16 protein-coding genes are annotated in these 16,556 nt (G+C 60.4%); 9 read left to right on the forward strand and 7 right to left on the reverse strand.

What is annotated here, in order from left to right:
- Positions 1-11 precede the first annotated feature (11 nt).
- Together BLV67_RS33015 and purU are read right to left on the reverse strand one after the other, a co-directional pair.
- On the reverse strand, positions 12-182 hold the full coding sequence (locus BLV67_RS33015; protein WP_163005457.1) for a hypothetical protein: 171 nt from the start codon (positions 180-182) through the stop codon (positions 12-14).
- Between the two features lie 86 nt (positions 183-268).
- Positions 269-1,117 (reverse strand): formyltetrahydrofolate deformylase, encoded by an 849-nt coding sequence (gene purU / locus BLV67_RS22580; RefSeq protein ID WP_017139791.1) that lies wholly within the window; start codon positions 1,115-1,117, stop codon positions 269-271.
- Positions 1,118-1,464: 347 nt separating this feature from the next.
- On the opposite strand from purU, the gene mvaT reads away from it, so the two are divergent.
- The gene (gene mvaT, locus BLV67_RS22585; protein ID WP_005790963.1) at positions 1,465-1,839 is read left to right on the forward strand and encodes a histone-like nucleoid-structuring protein MvaT; all 375 of its coding nucleotides are present in this window, start codon (positions 1,465-1,467) and stop codon (positions 1,837-1,839) included.
- A gap of 90 nt (positions 1,840-1,929) precedes the next feature.
- Here mvaT and sbcB read toward each other — a convergent pair whose 3' ends face one another.
- Positions 1,930-3,357, reverse strand: a complete 1,428-nt coding sequence (sbcB, locus tag BLV67_RS22590) for an exodeoxyribonuclease I (protein ID WP_065930434.1) — start codon at positions 3,355-3,357, stop codon at positions 1,930-1,932.
- A gap of 165 nt (positions 3,358-3,522) precedes the next feature.
- On the opposite strand from sbcB, the gene BLV67_RS22595 reads away from it, so the two are divergent.
- Genes BLV67_RS22595 through BLV67_RS22620 form a run of 6 tightly spaced genes read left to right on the forward strand, consistent with a single transcriptional unit; the run spans position 3,523 to position 10,190 of the window.
- The gene (locus tag BLV67_RS22595) at positions 3,523-4,215 is read left to right on the forward strand and encodes an RDD family protein (RefSeq protein ID WP_065930433.1); all 693 of its coding nucleotides are present in this window, start codon (positions 3,523-3,525) and stop codon (positions 4,213-4,215) included.
- Positions 4,212-5,192: a stage II sporulation protein M gene (locus tag BLV67_RS22600; RefSeq protein WP_069788156.1), complete on the forward strand. Its 981-nt coding sequence runs from the start codon at positions 4,212-4,214 to the stop codon at positions 5,190-5,192. Before BLV67_RS22595 ends, BLV67_RS22600 begins: the two co-directional genes overlap by 4 nt.
- Positions 5,179-6,705, forward strand: coding sequence for a DUF4129 domain-containing protein (locus BLV67_RS22605; RefSeq protein ID WP_069788193.1), 1,527 nt, complete (start codon positions 5,179-5,181; stop codon positions 6,703-6,705). Before BLV67_RS22600 ends, BLV67_RS22605 begins: the two co-directional genes overlap by 14 nt.
- Positions 6,702-7,859, forward strand: a complete 1,158-nt coding sequence (locus tag BLV67_RS22610) for a DUF4350 domain-containing protein (RefSeq protein ID WP_069788157.1) — start codon at positions 6,702-6,704, stop codon at positions 7,857-7,859. Before BLV67_RS22605 ends, BLV67_RS22610 begins: the two co-directional genes overlap by 4 nt.
- Positions 7,856-8,851, forward strand: coding sequence for an AAA family ATPase (locus BLV67_RS22615; RefSeq protein WP_069788158.1), 996 nt, complete (start codon positions 7,856-7,858; stop codon positions 8,849-8,851). The genes BLV67_RS22610 and BLV67_RS22615 overlap by 4 nt, the downstream gene beginning before the upstream one ends.
- Before the next feature lie 7 nt (positions 8,852-8,858).
- Positions 8,859-10,190, forward strand: coding sequence for a DUF58 domain-containing protein (locus BLV67_RS22620; RefSeq protein ID WP_069788159.1), 1,332 nt, complete (start codon positions 8,859-8,861; stop codon positions 10,188-10,190).
- Positions 10,191-10,252: 62 nt separating this feature from the next.
- On the opposite strand, the gene BLV67_RS22625 is transcribed toward BLV67_RS22620, so the two are convergent.
- Positions 10,253-10,612: a PilZ domain-containing protein gene (locus BLV67_RS22625; RefSeq protein ID WP_065930487.1), complete on the reverse strand. Its 360-nt coding sequence runs from the start codon at positions 10,610-10,612 to the stop codon at positions 10,253-10,255.
- A 225-nt stretch (positions 10,613-10,837) separates the two neighbouring features.
- The gene (locus tag BLV67_RS22630; protein ID WP_056858550.1) at positions 10,838-11,212 is read right to left on the reverse strand and encodes a tetratricopeptide repeat protein; all 375 of its coding nucleotides are present in this window, start codon (positions 11,210-11,212) and stop codon (positions 10,838-10,840) included.
- Positions 11,213-11,387: 175 nt separating this feature from the next.
- On the opposite strand from BLV67_RS22630, the gene pyk reads away from it, so the two are divergent.
- On the forward strand, positions 11,388-12,839 hold the full coding sequence (gene pyk, locus BLV67_RS22635; RefSeq protein WP_065930427.1) for a pyruvate kinase: 1,452 nt from the start codon (positions 11,388-11,390) through the stop codon (positions 12,837-12,839).
- A 161-nt stretch (positions 12,840-13,000) separates the two neighbouring features.
- Here the strand turns inward: pyk and BLV67_RS22640 are convergent, their stop codons facing one another.
- Positions 13,001-13,750, reverse strand: a complete 750-nt coding sequence (locus BLV67_RS22640) for an enoyl-CoA hydratase-related protein (protein ID WP_065930426.1) — start codon at positions 13,748-13,750, stop codon at positions 13,001-13,003.
- Positions 13,751-13,780: 30 nt separating this feature from the next.
- The gene (locus BLV67_RS22645) at positions 13,781-14,713 is read right to left on the reverse strand and encodes an iron-sulfur-binding ferredoxin reductase (protein ID WP_065930425.1); all 933 of its coding nucleotides are present in this window, start codon (positions 14,711-14,713) and stop codon (positions 13,781-13,783) included.
- A gap of 217 nt (positions 14,714-14,930) precedes the next feature.
- Here BLV67_RS22645 and BLV67_RS22650 point away from each other — a divergent pair, with 217 nt between their 5' ends.
- A complete protein-coding gene (locus BLV67_RS22650) occupies positions 14,931-16,454 on the forward strand; it encodes a fumarate hydratase (RefSeq protein WP_010208051.1) in 1,524 nt (507 codons plus the stop codon).
- Positions 16,455-16,556 lie beyond the last annotated feature (102 nt).

A 16,556-nucleotide genomic window follows, 5' to 3' on the forward strand; every position in this document is an offset into this window, starting at 1 on the left:
GCGGCGGGCCGCTAGGCTTGCTCGGGATCGGTTTTAGCGTGTTCCTGGCGCCACAACTCGGCGGCACCGGGAAACTCGGTGCCGTCCTCAGGGTTAAGCTCATCTGGATCAAAACGGCTCAAACAGCCCTCGCCCAGCGTCGCAGGCGCTTTGGAGGTGGCTTTATCGAGTGGGTCGCTCATCACTTACTCCTCAACCACAGACAAATAAAAAGGGCCTGGGACGATTAAACGCCCAGGCCCTTTTGTCTTCAACTTAAACGCGGCTATCAGAACACCACAGTCTTGTTACCGTGAACCAACACCCGATCTTCCAAGTGGTAACGCAGGCCACGGGCCAGCACCATCTTCTCGACGTCACGGCCGAAACGCACCATGTCTTCAATGCTGTCGCTGTGGCTGACGCGCACGACGTCCTGCTCGATGATCGGGCCGGCGTCGAGTTCCTCGGTGACATAGTGGCACGTTGCACCAATCAACTTCACACCGCGCAGGGAGGCCTGGTGATACGGCTTGGCCCCCACAAACGATGGCAGGAAGCTGTGGTGAATGTTGATCACTCGGCCTGCGTACTCACTGCACAATTCCGGCGGCAGGATTTGCATGTAGCGCGCCAGCACGACCACATCGGCTTCGTGCTGCTTTACCAGGCGGGAGACTTCAGCGAATGCCGGCTCCTTGTCCTGCGGGTTGACCGGTACGTGGTAGTACGGGATGCCATGCCATTCGACCATGCTGCGCAGGTCATCATGATTGGAAATCACACAGGCTATCTCACAGTCGAGTTCATCGCTGTGCCAGCGGTGCAGGAGGTCGGCCAGGCAGTGGGACTCGCGGCTGGCCATCAGTACGACACGCTTTTTCTGCTCCGTGTCAGTGATGTGCCAGGTCATCGAAAACTCTTCGGCGATCGGCGCAAACGCCTCGCGAAATGCTTCGAGACCAAAGGGCAGCGTGTCCGCACGTATCTCATGACGCATGAAAAACCAACCGCTGAGATCGTCCGAGTGATGGCTCGCCTCGGTGATCCAGCCGTTGTGGGAGGCCAGAAAGTTACTGACTTTGGCAACGATGCCAACCCGGTCCGGGCAAGCAATCACCAGCCGAAAAGTGCGCATTAGGGGGAAACTCCAGAACTTCGCAAAGGCCGCCATTCTAGCGATTACGCAGAAAAACTGCAGTACTCCTTGCACCTTATTCTGCCGCCCGGCCCTGGCGACACCCCTTAATAGCGTAAGGTTTTACCGCCACTATATGAAGGCCCGCCCTCAGGCTTAGACAGTTAGGCAAAACAAACAGAATTATCTTTACACCTGCCACCTATTAATTAACTCGATTGCATAGCATTGCCACAAACATTCAACGTAATTTACATAAATGCCTTCTTAAATGTTTACTTGGGGAAATTGCCTGACTATTATTAGGCCACTCACTGTCAATCAGCGCTCTACATAAGGTAGTCAACATGTCCCTGATCAACGAATACCGCGCCACCGAAGAAGCTATCAAAGAACTGCAAGCCCGCTTGAAGAACCTGTCCCAAGACGACAAGCTGCAAACCGAGCTGGAATTCGAAGGCAAACTGCGCACCCTGATGGGTGAGTACTCCAAATCCCTGCGTGACATCATCGCGCTGTTGGATCCGGAATCTAAAGTTAAAGCACCACGTGGCGCTGTGAAAACTACCGGCACCAAGCGTGCCCGCAAGGTCAAGCAGTACAAAAACCCGCACAACGGCGAAGTGATTGAAACCAAAGGTGGCAACCACAAGACTCTGAAAGAGTGGAAAGCCAAGTGGGGCGGCGACGTGGTTGAAGGTTGGGCTACCCTGCTGGGCTAAGCCTGATCGGGCTCAGGCCTGATATGCTACACATTAAAAACGCCAGCTTGCTGGCGTTTTTTATTGTCCGAATACTCTGCAAGTACCTGACTACAGGCCCAGGCGAGCGGCTAAAGAGTCGGCATACTCCTGCCACTCATCGAGCACCTGGCGCTGAAACGCTGTAGCACTAACAGCCAACTCCTCACGTGCCTGCTTAAATGCCAACAGGGTATTGGGTGCGCCCCACTCCGCGCTCGACAAACGTTGCTGACAGAAAAGTTTCCAGCGTTGTTGCTCATCGTTGTCCAAGGTGTCAGGAAAGTTACGTGCGCGGTAACGGAATAATAATTCCGGCAATCGATGATCATCGAAAGGCCACTGCTGACGTGCCAACTGCGCTGGTTCTGCCACGCGGACTTGTTCGCATAACCGTCGGTCACGGTCACCGATAAAACCGTCATAGAGCTGCTGCTCCGGGTCTGTGCTCGGCGCAAAGTCTTCCTCGGCATAAATGGCTGCCAACTTGTCGCGCCAAACTTCCTGTGCGTCAGTTAGTCGCAGCACCCGTGCCTGGCACACGTCCATATCGAAGTTCAAGCGTTCGCGATCCTGTGCGCGCAGCACACTCAATGGCGCGACCACTGGGCAGCGGTTGATATGCAACAACTTGAGCGGCACGGGCAATTCCCCTTGCGCCAAATCATCACGACGCGTGTAGAGCCGCTGGCGCAAGGTGTCGGCGTCGAGGTCGAGCAAACCCTGCGGGTCGAGGCCAAGGTCACAGACAATCAACGCATTGCGATTGCGCGGGTGCCAGGCCAGAGGCAGTACCACGCTCAGGTAATGACGCTCGGCGGAGAAACGCCCGGAAATGTGCACCATGGGCTGCAACAGGCGGACCTGATCCATCACTCGCTGCTTGCTGCGCAGTTGAAACAACCAGTCATACAACTTTGGCTGCTTGTCGCGGATCAGCCGCGCCAGGGCGATGGTGGCTCGCACGTCCGACAGGGCATCGTGAGCCTGGCCATGATCGATGCCATTGGCTTGGGTCAAACGCTCCAGCTTGAGGGTGACACGCCCGTCCTGCTGGGGCCACTCAATGCCTTCGGGGCGCAGTGCGTAAGCCGTGCGCACCACATCGATCAAGTCCCAACGACTGTTGCCGCCCTGCCACTCACGGGCATAGGGGTCAAAAAAGTTGCGGTACAGGCTGTAACGCGTCATTTCATCGTCAAAGCGCAAAGTGTTGTAACCGGCGCCACAGGTTCCAGGCGCGGCCAACTCAGCGTGCACGCGGGTCATGAAGTCGGCTTCGGCCAGGCCTTTTTCCGCCAGAATGCCGGGGGTGATACCGGTGATGGCGCAGGCAGCCGGATGCGGCAGGATATCGTCGCTTGGCTGGCAATACAGGTTGACCGGCGGGCCGACCTCGTTGAGCTCGAGGTCGGTACGAATACCGGCGACCTGCAACGGGCGATCGCTGCGCGGGTTGATGCCGGTGGTTTCATAGTCGTACCAGAAAATGGTGGTCACGGGCTGTTCCTGTGCTGAAGATCGACAAAGTCTAGGCGCAGCAAGGCACTCGGGGCCAGCGATAGATAGCTGTACAAACATCCAGCAAAACCTTGAAGGGTTGCTTCCACCGTCGACACTGCTAGCATCCGTGTCTTCAAGCCGCCCGCACTGCCAAGGATCGCGATGCCATCAGTTCCATTGGATACCCACTACCCGATCGAGACGCCCGAGGGCATAGACTTGCCCTTGCGCCCGGCCGGCCTGATGCCACGCGCACTGGCTTTTGCTTTCGACCTGGGTGTGCGCGGCCTGATCATGGGTATCCTGCTCGTGCCACTGGCGCTGCTCGGCAATATCGGTATTGGCCTGGGCTCGCTGCTGCTGTTCCTGATCAGTTGGTGGTACATGGTGCTGTTCGAAGTCCTCAACCAGGGCTGCTCTCCGGGCAAGCAGGTCATGGGCTTGCGCGTCATTCAGGACGACGGCACACCCATTGGCTGGCCGGCCTCACTCATCCGCAACCTGCTGCGCTTTGTCGACATGCTGCCTTTGGGCTACTTCCTCGGCGCCATCAGTTGCCTGCAACACCCTCACTTCAAACGGCTCGGCGACCTTGCTGCGGGCACGCTGGTGGTCTACCGCGAGCAGCCACTGGCGCGCCCCAAGGTGCCTCAAGCCACCGCCCTGCGCCTGCCCTTCACGCTGGAGCTGAGCGAACAACGCGCCATATTGGGTTTCGCCGAACGCCAAGGTGAGTTGTCCGCCGATCGGGTGCACGAACTGGCGGCCATCCTGGCAACGCCGTTACACGTATCGCCAGCGCGTGCGGTAGAACAACTCAATGGCGTGGCCCGCGGCCTGGTGGGGCCAACATGAAGCAGAGCCTGTTCGAAAGCCGCCATCAGCCGCAGTGGCAAGCCTTCACCGCACAACTCATCCGGTTGGAGCAAGGCAAGGCCAAGGCCGGCGATATGTCCGACTTCCCCCATCATTATCGGCGCCTGTGCCAGCACCTCGCCCTGGCCCAGGAGCGTGGCTACAGCAGCTACCTGATAGACCCCCTGCAACAACTGGCACTGCGCGGCCACCAGCAGTTATATCGCCATCGCAGCCAATTGGGCGCGAATGCAGTGGGCTTTATCCTGGCGGGTTTCCCGCGCCTGGTGCGCGAACAATGGCGTTTCGTGTTGATCGCCGGCGTGCTGTTCTTCGGCAGCCTGGTGGGTGTTGCGTTGCTGGTCTACCTGTTTCCAGACCTGATCTACAGCATCGTTAGCCCTGCGCAGGTGGCCGAGATGCACAGCATGTATGACCCGGATGCCGGTCACCTCGGGCGTGCTGCCGACCGCGCGTCCAGTGAGGACTGGATGATGTTTGGCTACTACGTGATGCACAACATCGGGATTGCCTTCCAGACCTTTGCCGCCGGTTTGCTGTTGGGCCTGGGCAGCGTGTTCTTTCTGATTTTCAATGGCCTGATCATCGGCGCGATCTCCGGCCATCTCACCGAGATCGGCTATGGCCAGACCTTCTGGTCGTTTGTCATCGGCCACGGCGCTTTCGAACTTACCGCCATCGCCCTGGCCGGGGCGGCAGGCTTGCAATTGGGCTGGGCGGTGATTGCTCCCGGGCACCTGACACGCGGCGAATCCCTGCGGCTGGCGGCACGCATAAGCGTGCAAATGCTCTGCGGCGTCATGCTATTGCTGCTGATCGCGGCGTTTATTGAAGCCTATTGGTCTTCCTCCACCACGATCGCGCCCTGGATCAAATACTCAACGGGCTCCGGGCTGTGGCTGTTGGTTGCCGCCTACCTCACGCTTGCCGGACGCACTCGCCATGCGCCTGAGTGAGGCCAGTGTAGTGATTCGTCCCCGTACTTCCTGGGAAGCCATGGACCTGGGTGTATTGATGGCGCAGGAACATCGACTGCTGTTGATGAGCAGTTGGGCAATAGTGACGTTGCCGATATTCAGCTTGCTGACCCTGCTGCTGTGGAAATACCCGTCCACGGCCATGTTCATGTTCTGGTGGTTAAAACCGGCCTTTGATCGCTTGCCGCTGTACATCCTCTCCAAGACCTTGTTTGGCGAGACTCCCAGCCTCAAGCAGGCCGTGCGCCAGTGGCCGCGCCTGCTCAAAGGCCAACTGCTGGCCAGCCTGACCTGGAGGCGACTGAGCCTGAGCCGCAGCTTTGTCATGCCGGTGAGTCAACTCGAAGGCCTGGACGGCAATGCCCGTCAAATACGCCTGGGGGTGCTGCTGCAACGCAATGCTGGCGCTGCACGCTGGCTTACCACCCTTGGCGTGCATATGGAAATCGGCCTGTGGTTCGGTTGCATGGCACTGTTCTACCTGTTTATCCCGCAGCAACTGGAACTCGATTGGGACTGGCAACGGTTGGCACTGGCAAGCGGCTCGGAAGGGTTGTGGCTGGAGCATTTGAGTAACGCCTTCTACGCCCTGATTCTGGTGTTCTGGGAGCCCATCTATGTCGCTTGCGGTTTCAGCCTGTACCTCAACCGCCGCACCGTGCTGGAAGCCTGGGACCTTGAACTGGTATTCCGCCGGTTACGCCAACGCCTGAGCAGCGTCGCGACGTTGCTGCTGGTGGCTGGGCTGATGCTCGTGCCATTCGGCCGCCCCGTCATGGCGGACGAGCCCGGACCGGCCAAACAAGTCACCACCCAGGCCGCCAGCCAATCGATCAAGGCGCTGCTGGACAGCCCCCCGTTCAAGCACCCGGAAACCGTCACTCGCTACCGTTTTGGCGACGAAAAAAACGCCGCGCAACACAAGGTAAAGGGTGACGGTAAACTTCCGGCCTGGCTTCAGGCGCTGCTGGACAGCTTCAACCGCAACTCCTTCAAAAACGCTGCCCTCGGCCTGGAGGTACTGCTCTGGGGCCTGCTGGCGACTGGCCTCGCGCTAGTTGTCTGGCGCTATCGGGAGTGGCTGCACGCCTTTGTCAGTCGACGCGGGCCGGCCAAAGCCAAAATCGCCAAAGCGGCCCCAGCACAATTGTTCGGCCTGGCGTTGGGCAGCGAGACCTTGCCTGACGACATTGCCAGCACCGCCGAACAGCTGTGGCCCACCCACCCCAGGGAAGCCCTCGGCCTGCTGTATCGCGGCCTGCTCAACCGACTGCTGCACGACTTCAACCTGCCCCTCAAAAGCGCCGACACCGAAGGCCAGGTCCTGGAGCGCATCCACTCACTGCAACAACCGCAACTGCTGGCCTTCAGTGAAGCACTGACACACCACTGGCAAAACCTCGCTTATGGCCACCGCCTTCCACCGGCGTTGGTACACCAGCAGCTGTGCCGCGATTGGCGCACCCTGTTCAATACGGGAGCCGCCCAATGAAGCGCCCCCTGTTGTGGGTCGGCCTGCTGCTGGCCTGCCTGTTGGGAGCCGGTGGCCTTTACGTTTGGCACAAGGCGATTCCCTACGACGAAATAGTCGATCGCGGCCCATCGCCACAAGCCATCGCCAACCCCTACCTTGCGGCCGAATACTTCCTGCGCCGGCAGGGCCTGGCCGTGGAACACGCCAACAGCCTTGAACACCTGGCCGACCAGCCAGCCAAGGGGCGTAGCCTGGTATTGCTGGGCGAGCGCAGCAACATGACCCCACGCCAGGCGGAGCAACTGCTGGACTGGGCAAAATCCGGTGGCCATCTGCTGCTGGTTGCCGAAGCGCTTTGGGATGAGGAAACCGGTAAAAGCGGCGACTTGCTGCTGGACCGGCTGGACGTCCACCAGACACTCGGCGAGGGCTTTGACGAGCCTGCTTCCCCACGCAAAAAGAAAGCACCGGACCTGACCAAACTCTACGTCGACAATGAGACCGCCCCGGCCTATTTCAGCTTCGATACCGACTTCAACCTCACCGACCCCAGGCACCTGGCGCAGTTCTCCGCCAACAGCGGCAAGTCCAGCCATTTGATGCAACGCAACTTCGGCCAAGGCACCGTAACGGTGGTAACCGACAGCGACCTGTGGAAAACCCCAGGCATCGGCAAACACGATAACGCCTGGCTGTTGTGGTATCTCAACCGGGGTACGGATGTAACGCTGCTGTTCAACAGCGACGTGGACGACCTGCTTACCCTGTTGATGCGCAATTTCCCCCAGGCACTGGTGGCGCTCTGCGCACTGATTGCCCTGGCACTCTGGCACGCCGGCATGCGCCAGGGGCCGACCCGGGCGCCCGCCCCAAAGGCCCGTCGCCAGTTACAGGAACACGTGAAGGCCAGCGCCGACTTCCTGCTGCGCCGCAGTGGCCAAGGCACGCTGCTGCACGCCTTGCAGCGTGATATCCAGCGGGCGGCACGACGGCGCCACCCAGGCTTTGAACACCTCGACAGCGACGCACAGTGGCAGGTCCTCGAACGCCTGACGCGCCAACCCTCCCACGTCATCCGCCAGGCCCTCGGCCCACTCCCGGCAAAACGGCTCACCAGCGCCGATTTCAGCCGTCAGGTGGCGAGCCTGCAAACCCTCAGGAATGCCCTATGAGTGAATTTCCCACGGCCACCGCCCCGACTGTCGAGAGCCTACAAAAGGCCAGCCAACAGGCACAGGCTCTGCGTGTTGAACTGCGTAAGGCGGTGATTGGCCAGGACCAGGTGATCGACGACGTGCTCACCGCATTGATCGCCGGTGGTCACATACTGCTCGAAGGTGTGCCAGGGCTCGGCAAAACCTTGTTGGTTCGCGCGCTGGCACGCTGTTTTGGTGGCGACTTTGCCCGTATCCAGTTCACCCCGGACCTGATGCCCAGCGATGTCACCGGCCACGCCGTGTACGACCTGCACAGTGAGCAGTTCAAGCTGCGCAAGGGGCCGCTGTTCACCCACCTGTTGCTGGCCGATGAAATCAATCGCGCCCCCGCCAAGACCCAGGCCGCCCTGCTTGAAGCCATGCAGGAACGCCAAGTCACCCTGGAGGGCGAAGCGCTGCCCATTGGCCAACCGTTCATGGTGCTGGCGACCCAGAACCCCATCGAACAGGAAGGCACGTACCCCCTGCCCGAGGCCGAGCTGGACCGGTTCATGCTCAAAGTGCGCATGGACTACCCCGATGCGCAGCAGGAGCTGGAGATGGTCCGCGAAGTCACCCGCTCCTCCAGGGCCGACATGCTGGATGTGCAGCCACTGCGCACGGTGCTGCAGGCAGAGGACGTGTTGCAGTTGCAGCAAATTGCCAGCGAACTGCCGCTGGATGAGCAAGTACTCGACTACGCCGTGCGCCTGGCCCGCGCCACGCGCAGTTGGCCAGGGCTGACTATCGGTGCAGGCCCGCGTGCCTCCATCGCCCTGGTTCGCGGCGCCCGCGCCAGGGCCTTGCTGCGCGGTGGCGAGTTCGTCACCCCGGACGATATCAAGGGTTGCGCCTTGGCGGTGCTGCGCCATCGCGTGCGCATCGCCCCCGAATTGGACATTGACGGGTTGGAAGTGGATCAGGTGCTCAAGCAACTGCTGGAGCAGATTCCGGCACCTCGGCAATGACCCGGCCATGAAGCCAACTCGTCTGCTGCTGATCTGGCTTGGCGTCCTACTGGGTTTGAACACCCTGTTGGGCGCGGCTACGGCGCTCCAGCTCAACGTACCCGACACGCTGCATAAAGTGGCGTGGGGCCTTCTGCTGGCGCTGTTTCTATTGGCACTGCTGGACGCCCTGCGCCTGCGGCGTCTTCCATGCCCACAGGTGCAACGGCAGATGCCGGGTAGCCTGGCCTTGGGCCGTTGGGGTGAAGTACGCCTGACCCTTGAACATGACTTGCCGCAGCCGCTGACCGTGCAGGTATTCGACCACGCGCCTGACGGCCTGAGCGTGGAGAATATGCCGCAGCCCATCGAACTTCTGCCGGGCCAGCGAAGCGAACTGGGCTATCGATTGCGGCCCTTGCGGCGTGGGCACTTCAGTTTCAGTCGCTGTGAGATTCACCTACCCAGCCCTTTCGGGTTGTGGTCTGCGAGGCGCTTTGTTGCAGCCCCGGATACAACGCGGGTCTACCCTGACTTCGCCCGTTTGTACGGCGCACAACTGCTGGGCGTGGAAAGTTGGTTGAGCCAATTGGGGGTTCGCCAGCGCCAACGCCGGGGGTTGGGGCTGGAGTTTCATCAATTGCGTGAGTTTCGCGAGGGTGACAGCCTGCGCCAGATCGACTGGAAAGCCACCGCGCGCCAGCGCACGCCCATCGCCCGGGAATATCAGGACGAGCGCGACCAGCAGATTGTGCTCATGCTCGATTGTGGTCGGCGCATGCGCAGCCAGGACGCCGAACTCGCTCACTTCGACCACGCCCTTAATGCTTGCCTGCTGCTCAGTTACGTTGCCTTGCGCCAAGGCGATGCTGTCGGGCTGAGCACCTTTGCCTGCGACCAGCCGCGCTACCTGGCGCCCGTCAAAGGCAGCGGCCAACTGAACCTGTTGCTCAATGCTGTTTACGACCTCGACACCACCCGCCGTACTGCCGACTATGCGGCCGCCGCCAGCCAATTAATGGCCCGGCAGAAACGTCGGGCATTAGTAATCGTGGTGACCAATCTTCGCGATGAAGATGATGAGGAGTTACTCGCAGCGGTCAAGCGCATCAGCCGGCAACACCGGGTGCTGGTCGCCAGCCTGCGCGAAGACGTACTCGACCAACTGCGCCAGGCCCCCGTGCAAACCTTGCCTGAAGCGCTGGCCTACAGCGGGACTGTCGACTATCTCAATAAAAGAAACGATCTGCATGAGCGCTTGAGCGCCCACGGTTTGTCGGTGCTGGATACGCTCCCCTCGGGGCTGGGGGCCGCCTTGGTGACGCGTTATCTGAGCTGGAAAAAGGCCGGTGTTTTATGACTCAAGCACACGACCACACGCTCGGCTAACCCCATCCGAGCCGGGTCGACAACGCGCAATGCCTAGACGGAAGCCTGCAGAGGATCAAAGCTGAAGTAATGACACAGGGCACTGATCAATTGCCCGTATGCCTCAGGCGCTTCGACCACGCGAAATCCTGAGTCATAGTGCTGCGGATTGACATCTTCGTGGCTCCACAAGCACATCGCCGTGAGGTCAATGGCCTGGAACTCACCGTCTGCCATGGGGATTTTCAAACGCAGTTCAAATGCTACATCAACCATCATGGGTAATTGGCTGATCAACATCAGCCCATCTTCGGACACGTTCCCCAAGTAGCCAATAGGCTTATCCGTAAGCCGGTTGAAGACTTTCAAGAAACCAGACAACTGATGCCGCTCAATCCTTCGGTCGGTAAACATGATGAAATCGCCATCCATTGGCCATATCAGTGGCCGCGCCAGTTATTCGGAACGAACACGGAATGTTCGCTCTCCCTGGAAATTGGTGCGAATCCAGCGTGCGCTTGATCGCCCTACTGCTGCCAATCCCAAGCAATCCATTCGTTTGAACATAAACTGTACAAACGAACACTCAAAGAATAGCTTAAGACTGGCGACGGGCCAGCTATGGAATGATAAATATCATCAAAGTGATGCGGGCCGTGGCTGCGCGACACTCGCGCCGGAGTAATGGCCCAGTTGCTGCAGGGTGTCGAGCCGGGCACGGGCGCGGTAGGCATACTCGCTGGCCGGGTATTGATTGATGATGAACTGGTAGGTCTGCACCGCATCAACAAACAGCTTCTGACGCTCCAGACATTGCCCGCGCAGCATCGAAACTTCCGGTTGCACATACCGACGGGTTCGGCTCTCGCGGTCCACCTGGGACAATTCCAGGGTCACGCGCGCGCAATCACCCACCCCATAGGCGCGGTAAGCGTTGTTCAAATGATGGTCCATGGACCAGCGGGTACAGCCGACAACACTGACGGCCAGGGCAGCAATGAGCAAAATTCGCATGGGGGTTCTCCTGTCTTGTGCAGTGTATCGACCCCGCGCCGAAAATCTTCAAGGGTGTTCATCTATTCAATTGGAGCTAAAACAAGCGAATCTTCGATAAGTAGTGCAAACGAACAATGACTACAACCAAAGAGCATAGTAGCCTTCCTCAGCGCTTGAACTCAGGAGTCTGTGCATGTCCGTCCGTCGTACCAAAATCGTCGCCACCCTTGGCCCGGCCAGTAACTCGCCGGAAGTCCTCGAACAGCTGATTCTGGCTGGTTTGGACGTTGCCCGTCTGAACTTCTCCCACGGCACCCCGGACGAGCACAAGGCTCGCGCCAAGCTGGTGCGTGACCTGGCCGCCAAGCACGGCCGCTTCGTGGCACTGCTGGGTGACCTGCAAGGCCCGAAAATCCGTATCGCCAAATTCGCCAACAAGCGCATCGAGCTGAAGATCGGTGACAAGTTCACCTTTTCCACCAGCCATTCGCTGACCGAAGGCAACCAGGAAGTCGTGGGTATCGACTACCCGGATCTGGTCAAGGACTGCGGCGTCGGCGACGAACTGCTGCTGGATGACGGCCGTGTGGTCATGCGCGTCGACACCGCCACCTCGACAGAGCTGAACTGCACCGTGATCATCGGTGGCCCGCTGTCCGATCACAAAGGCATCAACCGTCGCGGCGGTGGCCTGACGGCGCCGGCCCTGACCGAAAAAGACAAGGCTGACATCAAGCTCGCCGCCGAAATGGAAGTGGACTACCTCGCCGTGTCCTTCCCGCGCGACGCTGCCGACATGGAATACGCCCGCAAGCTGCGCGACGAAGCCGGCGGTACTGCCTGGCTGGTGGCCAAGATCGAACGCGCCGAAGCCGTGGCCGATGACGAAACCCTCGACGCCCTGATCAACGCTTCCGACGCTGTGATGGTTGCCCGTGGCGACCTGGGCGTGGAAATCGGTGATGCCGAGCTGATCGGTATCCAGAAGAAGATCATTCTGCACGCACGCCGCCACAACAAGGCCGTGATCGTGGCGACCCAGATGATGGAGTCGATGATCCAGAACCCGATGCCGACCCGTGCCGAAGTGTCCGACGTGGCCAACGCCGTGCTCGACTACACCGATGCGGTGATGCTCTCGGCTGAAAGTGCTGCCGGCCCTTACCCGCTGGAAGCTGTGCAGGCCATGGCGCGTATCTGCGTCGGTGCCGAAAAGCACCCGACCAGCAAGACCTCCAGCCACCGTATCGGCAAAGTGTTCGAAAGCTGCGACCAGAGCATCGCACTGGCTGCCATGTACACCGCCAACCACTTCCCGGGCGTGAAAGCGATCATTGCCCTGACCGAAAGTGGCTACACCCCGCTGATCATGTCGCGTATCCGTTCCTCGGTGCCGATCTACGCGTTCACCCCACACCGCGAAGCCCAGGCCCGCGCGGCGATGTTCCGTGGCGTGTACACCATTCCGTTCGATCCGGCTTCGCTGGCACCGAACGAAGTGAGCCAGAAGGCGATCGACGAGCTGGTCAAGCGTGGCGTCGTAGAGAAAGGCGACTGGGTCATCCTGACCAAGGGCGACAGCTACCACACCACCGGTGGTACCAATGGCATGAAGATCCTGCACGTGGGCGACCCGCAGTTCTGAGTGACACGCTGAAAAACAAAAGCCCCGCCATGTGAATGGCGGGGCTTTTTGTATTTAAAGGCCTGGAGATCTGTTGAATCAAAGGGCCTCATCGCAGGCAAGCCAGCTCCCACAGTTGACCGCATTCCAATGTGGGAGCTGGCTTGCCTGCGATGGCGTCATCAGCGCCGGGTGATAAACCCCGACAACGCCGCAATCGCCTCAGGCGACTTCAAGCGCTGCACAAACAACGCTCCCTCGTCCTCAATCACCTGCCGCAACTGTTCACGGTCGACACTTTTCATCAGCTGCTTGCTGACCTGCACCGCGCCCGGCGCCAGGGTTTCAAAGCGCTGCGCAACTTCCCGCGCCTTGGCCAGCGCCGCTTCGCCACTACCCATCGCCTCAGTCGCAATCCCCCACGCGGCCGCTTGCTCGCCGGTAAAACCTTCGCCCAACAGCAACAGTTCAGCCGCTTTCGCATGCCCCAGCAGCCGAGGCAGGATCAGGCTGGAGCCAAATTCCGGGCACAGCCCCAGGTTGACGAACGGCATGCGCAAACGCGCATCGCGGCTGATATAGACGAGATCGCAATGCAGCAACAGGGTCGTGCCGATACCGACCGCCGCACCCGCTACCGCCGCGATCACCGGCTTGCGGCAGTTGAGCAGGCTTTGCATGAAGTGAAACGGCGGGCTGTCCAGATCACTGGGCGGCTGTTCGAGGAAGTCGGCGATGTCGTTGCCGGCGGTAAAACACTCATGGCTGCCCTGGATCAGCACCGCTCGGATACCTGAGTCCGCATCAGCCTGCTCCAGCGCCTCGGCCAGTTGGGTGTACATGGCGCGGGTCAGGGCATTTTTCTTGTCGGGGCGATTGAGCTGCAGGGTCAGCAGCCCGCCTTCGCGTTGCAGCAGGATGGCGTCGGTCATGGCGAATCTCGCGGCTGGAAAAATCAGCGCTCAACCACGCGGCAGGAACACATCGGCCAGCAGTTGATTGCGCGGCAATCCCGCCAGGAACAGGCGTTTGGAAAACGCCTCGACATTGGCAGGGTGCCCGCAGAGTAAGGCCAGAGTTTGCCGCGAAACAAGCCGCAGTTGCGCCAATGCCTGGGCCGACTCAGCCGCCGTCCACAGCTCCACAGTCAGGTTCGCGTGCTGCGCAGCCAATTGCGCCAAGGGCTCGGCCAGATAATGCCCATCGGCATCATGGGCCAGGTGAATCACGCGGATGGCGCCTTGGTGATCCTGGCGCAGCGCCTCGCGCAGCACGCCCCATAACGGCCCAAGCCCCGTGCCGGATGCCAGCAGCCACAACGGCCGCGATTGCCAGTCAGGATCATATTGCAGCGCCCCGCCCCGCAACTCACCGAGCCGCAGGCCGTCGCCCACCTGAAGTTGCCGGGCAATATCGCTGAATTCACCGGGCAGACGGCAATCGAGATGAAACTCCAAAAACGGGTCTTCCTGCGGCAAGCTGGCCAACGAATACGGGCGCGCCACCTGCCCCGCCCACAGCACCAGATGCTGCCCGGCCCGATAACGCAGGCCACGTTCGGGTTGCAGGCGCAGGCGCAGTACCTCGGGGTTCAACCAGTCGACGCCCACCACATGCGCGGGCAAGCCATCGCGCAGCGGGTCAAATGCTTCAACCTGTAAATCTGCGACAACCTCACATTGGCAGGCCAGACGCCAACCGTCCTGACGTTGCGCCGGGCTCAGGGCATCGGGCTGCTTATCCACAACCTCACCCTGGCAACGCACCAGGCACGCATGGCAACTGCCCGCCCGGCAACTGTAGGGCACAGCCACCCCCGCCTGATTCAAGGCATCCAGCAGGTTGCTGCCGGTGGCTACCGACCAGTGGCGTTCGCCGACGTGCAATTCAGGCATATAAAGGCTCAATCAGAAGGGACCCGCACAGGGAATCATGCCTGCGACAGTTTGACCATAGTCGGGTGTATCGGCCACCGCGTCGGGTTATACTGCCGCGCCTTTTTAGCGTCGCGCCTTGCACCACTGTGGCGTGCCTTGGAAAGGTGGTTTCAGCCGACCGATGCAACACTGAAGCCACCTTTATTGAATGTTCCCTTATAGAGGAGCGCGACTCATGACCGTGATCAAGCAAGACGACCTGATTCAGAGCGTTGCCGACGCCCTGCAATTCATTTCCTACTACCACCCCGTTGACTTCATCCAGGCCATGCACGAAGCCTACCTGCGCGAGGAATCGCCGGCAGCCCGTGACTCCATCGCTCAGATCCTGATCAACTCGCGCATGTGTGCCACCGGCCATCGCCCGATCTGCCAGGACACCGGCATCGTGACCGTGTTCGTGCGCGTGGGCATGGATGTACGTTGGGACGGCGCCACCATGGGCCTGGACGACATGATCAACGAAGGCGTGCGTCGCGCCTACAACCTGCCGGAAAACGTCCTGCGCGCTTCCATCCTGGCCGACCCGGCCGGTGCGCGTAAAAACACCAAGGACAACACCCCGGCGGTGATCCACTACTCCATCGTCCCGGGTAACACCGTGGAAGTGGACGTGGCGGCCAAAGGCGGCGGCTCCGAGAACAAGTCGAAAATGGCCATGCTCAACCCGTCCGACTCGATCGTCGACTGGGTACTCAAGACCGTTCCGACCATGGGCGCCGGCTGGTGCCCACCGGGCATGCTCGGCATCGGCATCGGCGGCACCGCCGAGAAAGCTGCGGTGATGGCCAAGGAAGTGTTGATGGAGTCCATCGACATCCACGAGCTGAAAAAGCGCGGCCCGCAGAACCGTATCGAAGAGATGCGTCTGGAGCTGTTCGAGAAGGTCAACCAACTGGGCATCGGCGCCCAGGGCCTGGGTGGCCTGACCACCGTGCTCGACGTGAAAATCATGGACTACCCGACCCACGCAGCCTCGCTGCCGGTGTGCATGATCCCCAACTGCGCCGCCACCCGTCACGCGCACTTTGTGCTCGACGGTTCGGGCCCGGCGTCGCTGGAAGCGCCACCGCTCGATGCCTACCCGGAAATCGTCTGGGAAGCCGGCCCGTCGGCCCGTCGCGTCAACCTCGACACCCTGACCCCGGAAGAAGTACAAAGCTGGAAGCCGGGCGAAACCGTGTTGCTCAACGGCAAGATGCTCACCGGTCGCGACGCGGCGCACAAGCGCATGGTCGAGATGCTCAACAAGGGCGAAACCCTGCCGGTGGACCTCAAGGGTCGCTTCATCTACTACGTCGGCCCGGTTGATCCGGTGCGCGAAGAAGTGGTTGGCCCGGCTGGCCCGACCACGGCCACGCGGATGGACAAGTTCACCCGTCAGATCCTCGAGCAAACCGGTCTGCTCGGCATGATCGGCAAATCCGAGCGCGGCCCGACTGCGATCGAAGCGATCAAGGACCACAAAGCCGTGTACCTGATGGCCGTGGGCGGCGCTGCTTACCTGGTGGCGCAAGCCATCAAGAAGTCGCGCGTTGTTGCCTTCGCCGAGTTGGGCATGGAAGCGATCTACGAGTTCGACGTCAAAGACATGCCGGTCACCGTTGCGGTGGACAGCAAGGGCGAGTCCGTACACATCACCGGTCCTGCCATCTGGCAGAAAAAGATCAGTGAAAGCCTGGCGGTAGAAGTGCAGTAAGCACTTCCCCGCAAGGATGAAGGCGACTGTGGCTAATGGCCCAGTCGCCTTTTTTATTGTGTACACAGTCATGTGGGAGCGGGCTTGCTCGCGAAAGCGGTG

It is taken from the genome of Pseudomonas salomonii, assembly GCF_900107155.1.
In the GTDB taxonomy this organism is placed as follows: domain Bacteria; phylum Pseudomonadota; class Gammaproteobacteria; order Pseudomonadales; family Pseudomonadaceae; genus Aquipseudomonas; species Aquipseudomonas salomonii.

Bases quoted from the DNA above. Each gene is read 5' to 3' on its own strand.
- BLV67_RS33015 (WP_163005457.1), bottom strand. From the start codon at position 182: ATGAGCGACCCACTCGATAAAGCCACCTCCAAAGCGCCTGCGACGCTG.
- purU (WP_017139791.1), bottom strand. From the start codon at position 1,117: ATGCGCACTTTTCGGCTGGTGATTGCTTGCCCGGACCGGGTTGGCATC.
- mvaT (WP_005790963.1), top strand. From the start codon at position 1,465: ATGTCCCTGATCAACGAATACCGCGCCACCGAAGAAGCTATCAAAGAA.
- BLV67_RS22595 (WP_065930433.1), top strand. From the start codon at position 3,523: ATGCCATCAGTTCCATTGGATACCCACTACCCGATCGAGACGCCCGAG.
- BLV67_RS22600 (WP_069788156.1), top strand. From the start codon at position 4,212: ATGAAGCAGAGCCTGTTCGAAAGCCGCCATCAGCCGCAGTGGCAAGCC.
- BLV67_RS22605 (WP_069788193.1), top strand. From the start codon at position 5,179: ATGCGCCTGAGTGAGGCCAGTGTAGTGATTCGTCCCCGTACTTCCTGG.
- BLV67_RS22610 (WP_069788157.1), top strand. From the start codon at position 6,702: ATGAAGCGCCCCCTGTTGTGGGTCGGCCTGCTGCTGGCCTGCCTGTTG.
- BLV67_RS22615 (WP_069788158.1), top strand. From the start codon at position 7,856: ATGAGTGAATTTCCCACGGCCACCGCCCCGACTGTCGAGAGCCTACAA.
- BLV67_RS22620 (WP_069788159.1), top strand. From the start codon at position 8,859: ATGAAGCCAACTCGTCTGCTGCTGATCTGGCTTGGCGTCCTACTGGGT.
- BLV67_RS22625 (WP_065930487.1), bottom strand. From the start codon at position 10,612: ATGTTTACCGACCGAAGGATTGAGCGGCATCAGTTGTCTGGTTTCTTG.
- BLV67_RS22630 (WP_056858550.1), bottom strand. From the start codon at position 11,212: ATGCGAATTTTGCTCATTGCTGCCCTGGCCGTCAGTGTTGTCGGCTGT.
- pyk (WP_065930427.1), top strand. From the start codon at position 11,388: ATGTCCGTCCGTCGTACCAAAATCGTCGCCACCCTTGGCCCGGCCAGT.
- BLV67_RS22640 (WP_065930426.1), bottom strand. From the start codon at position 13,750: ATGACCGACGCCATCCTGCTGCAACGCGAAGGCGGGCTGCTGACCCTG.
- BLV67_RS22645 (WP_065930425.1), bottom strand. From the start codon at position 14,713: ATGCCTGAATTGCACGTCGGCGAACGCCACTGGTCGGTAGCCACCGGC.
- BLV67_RS22650 (WP_010208051.1), top strand. From the start codon at position 14,931: ATGACCGTGATCAAGCAAGACGACCTGATTCAGAGCGTTGCCGACGCC.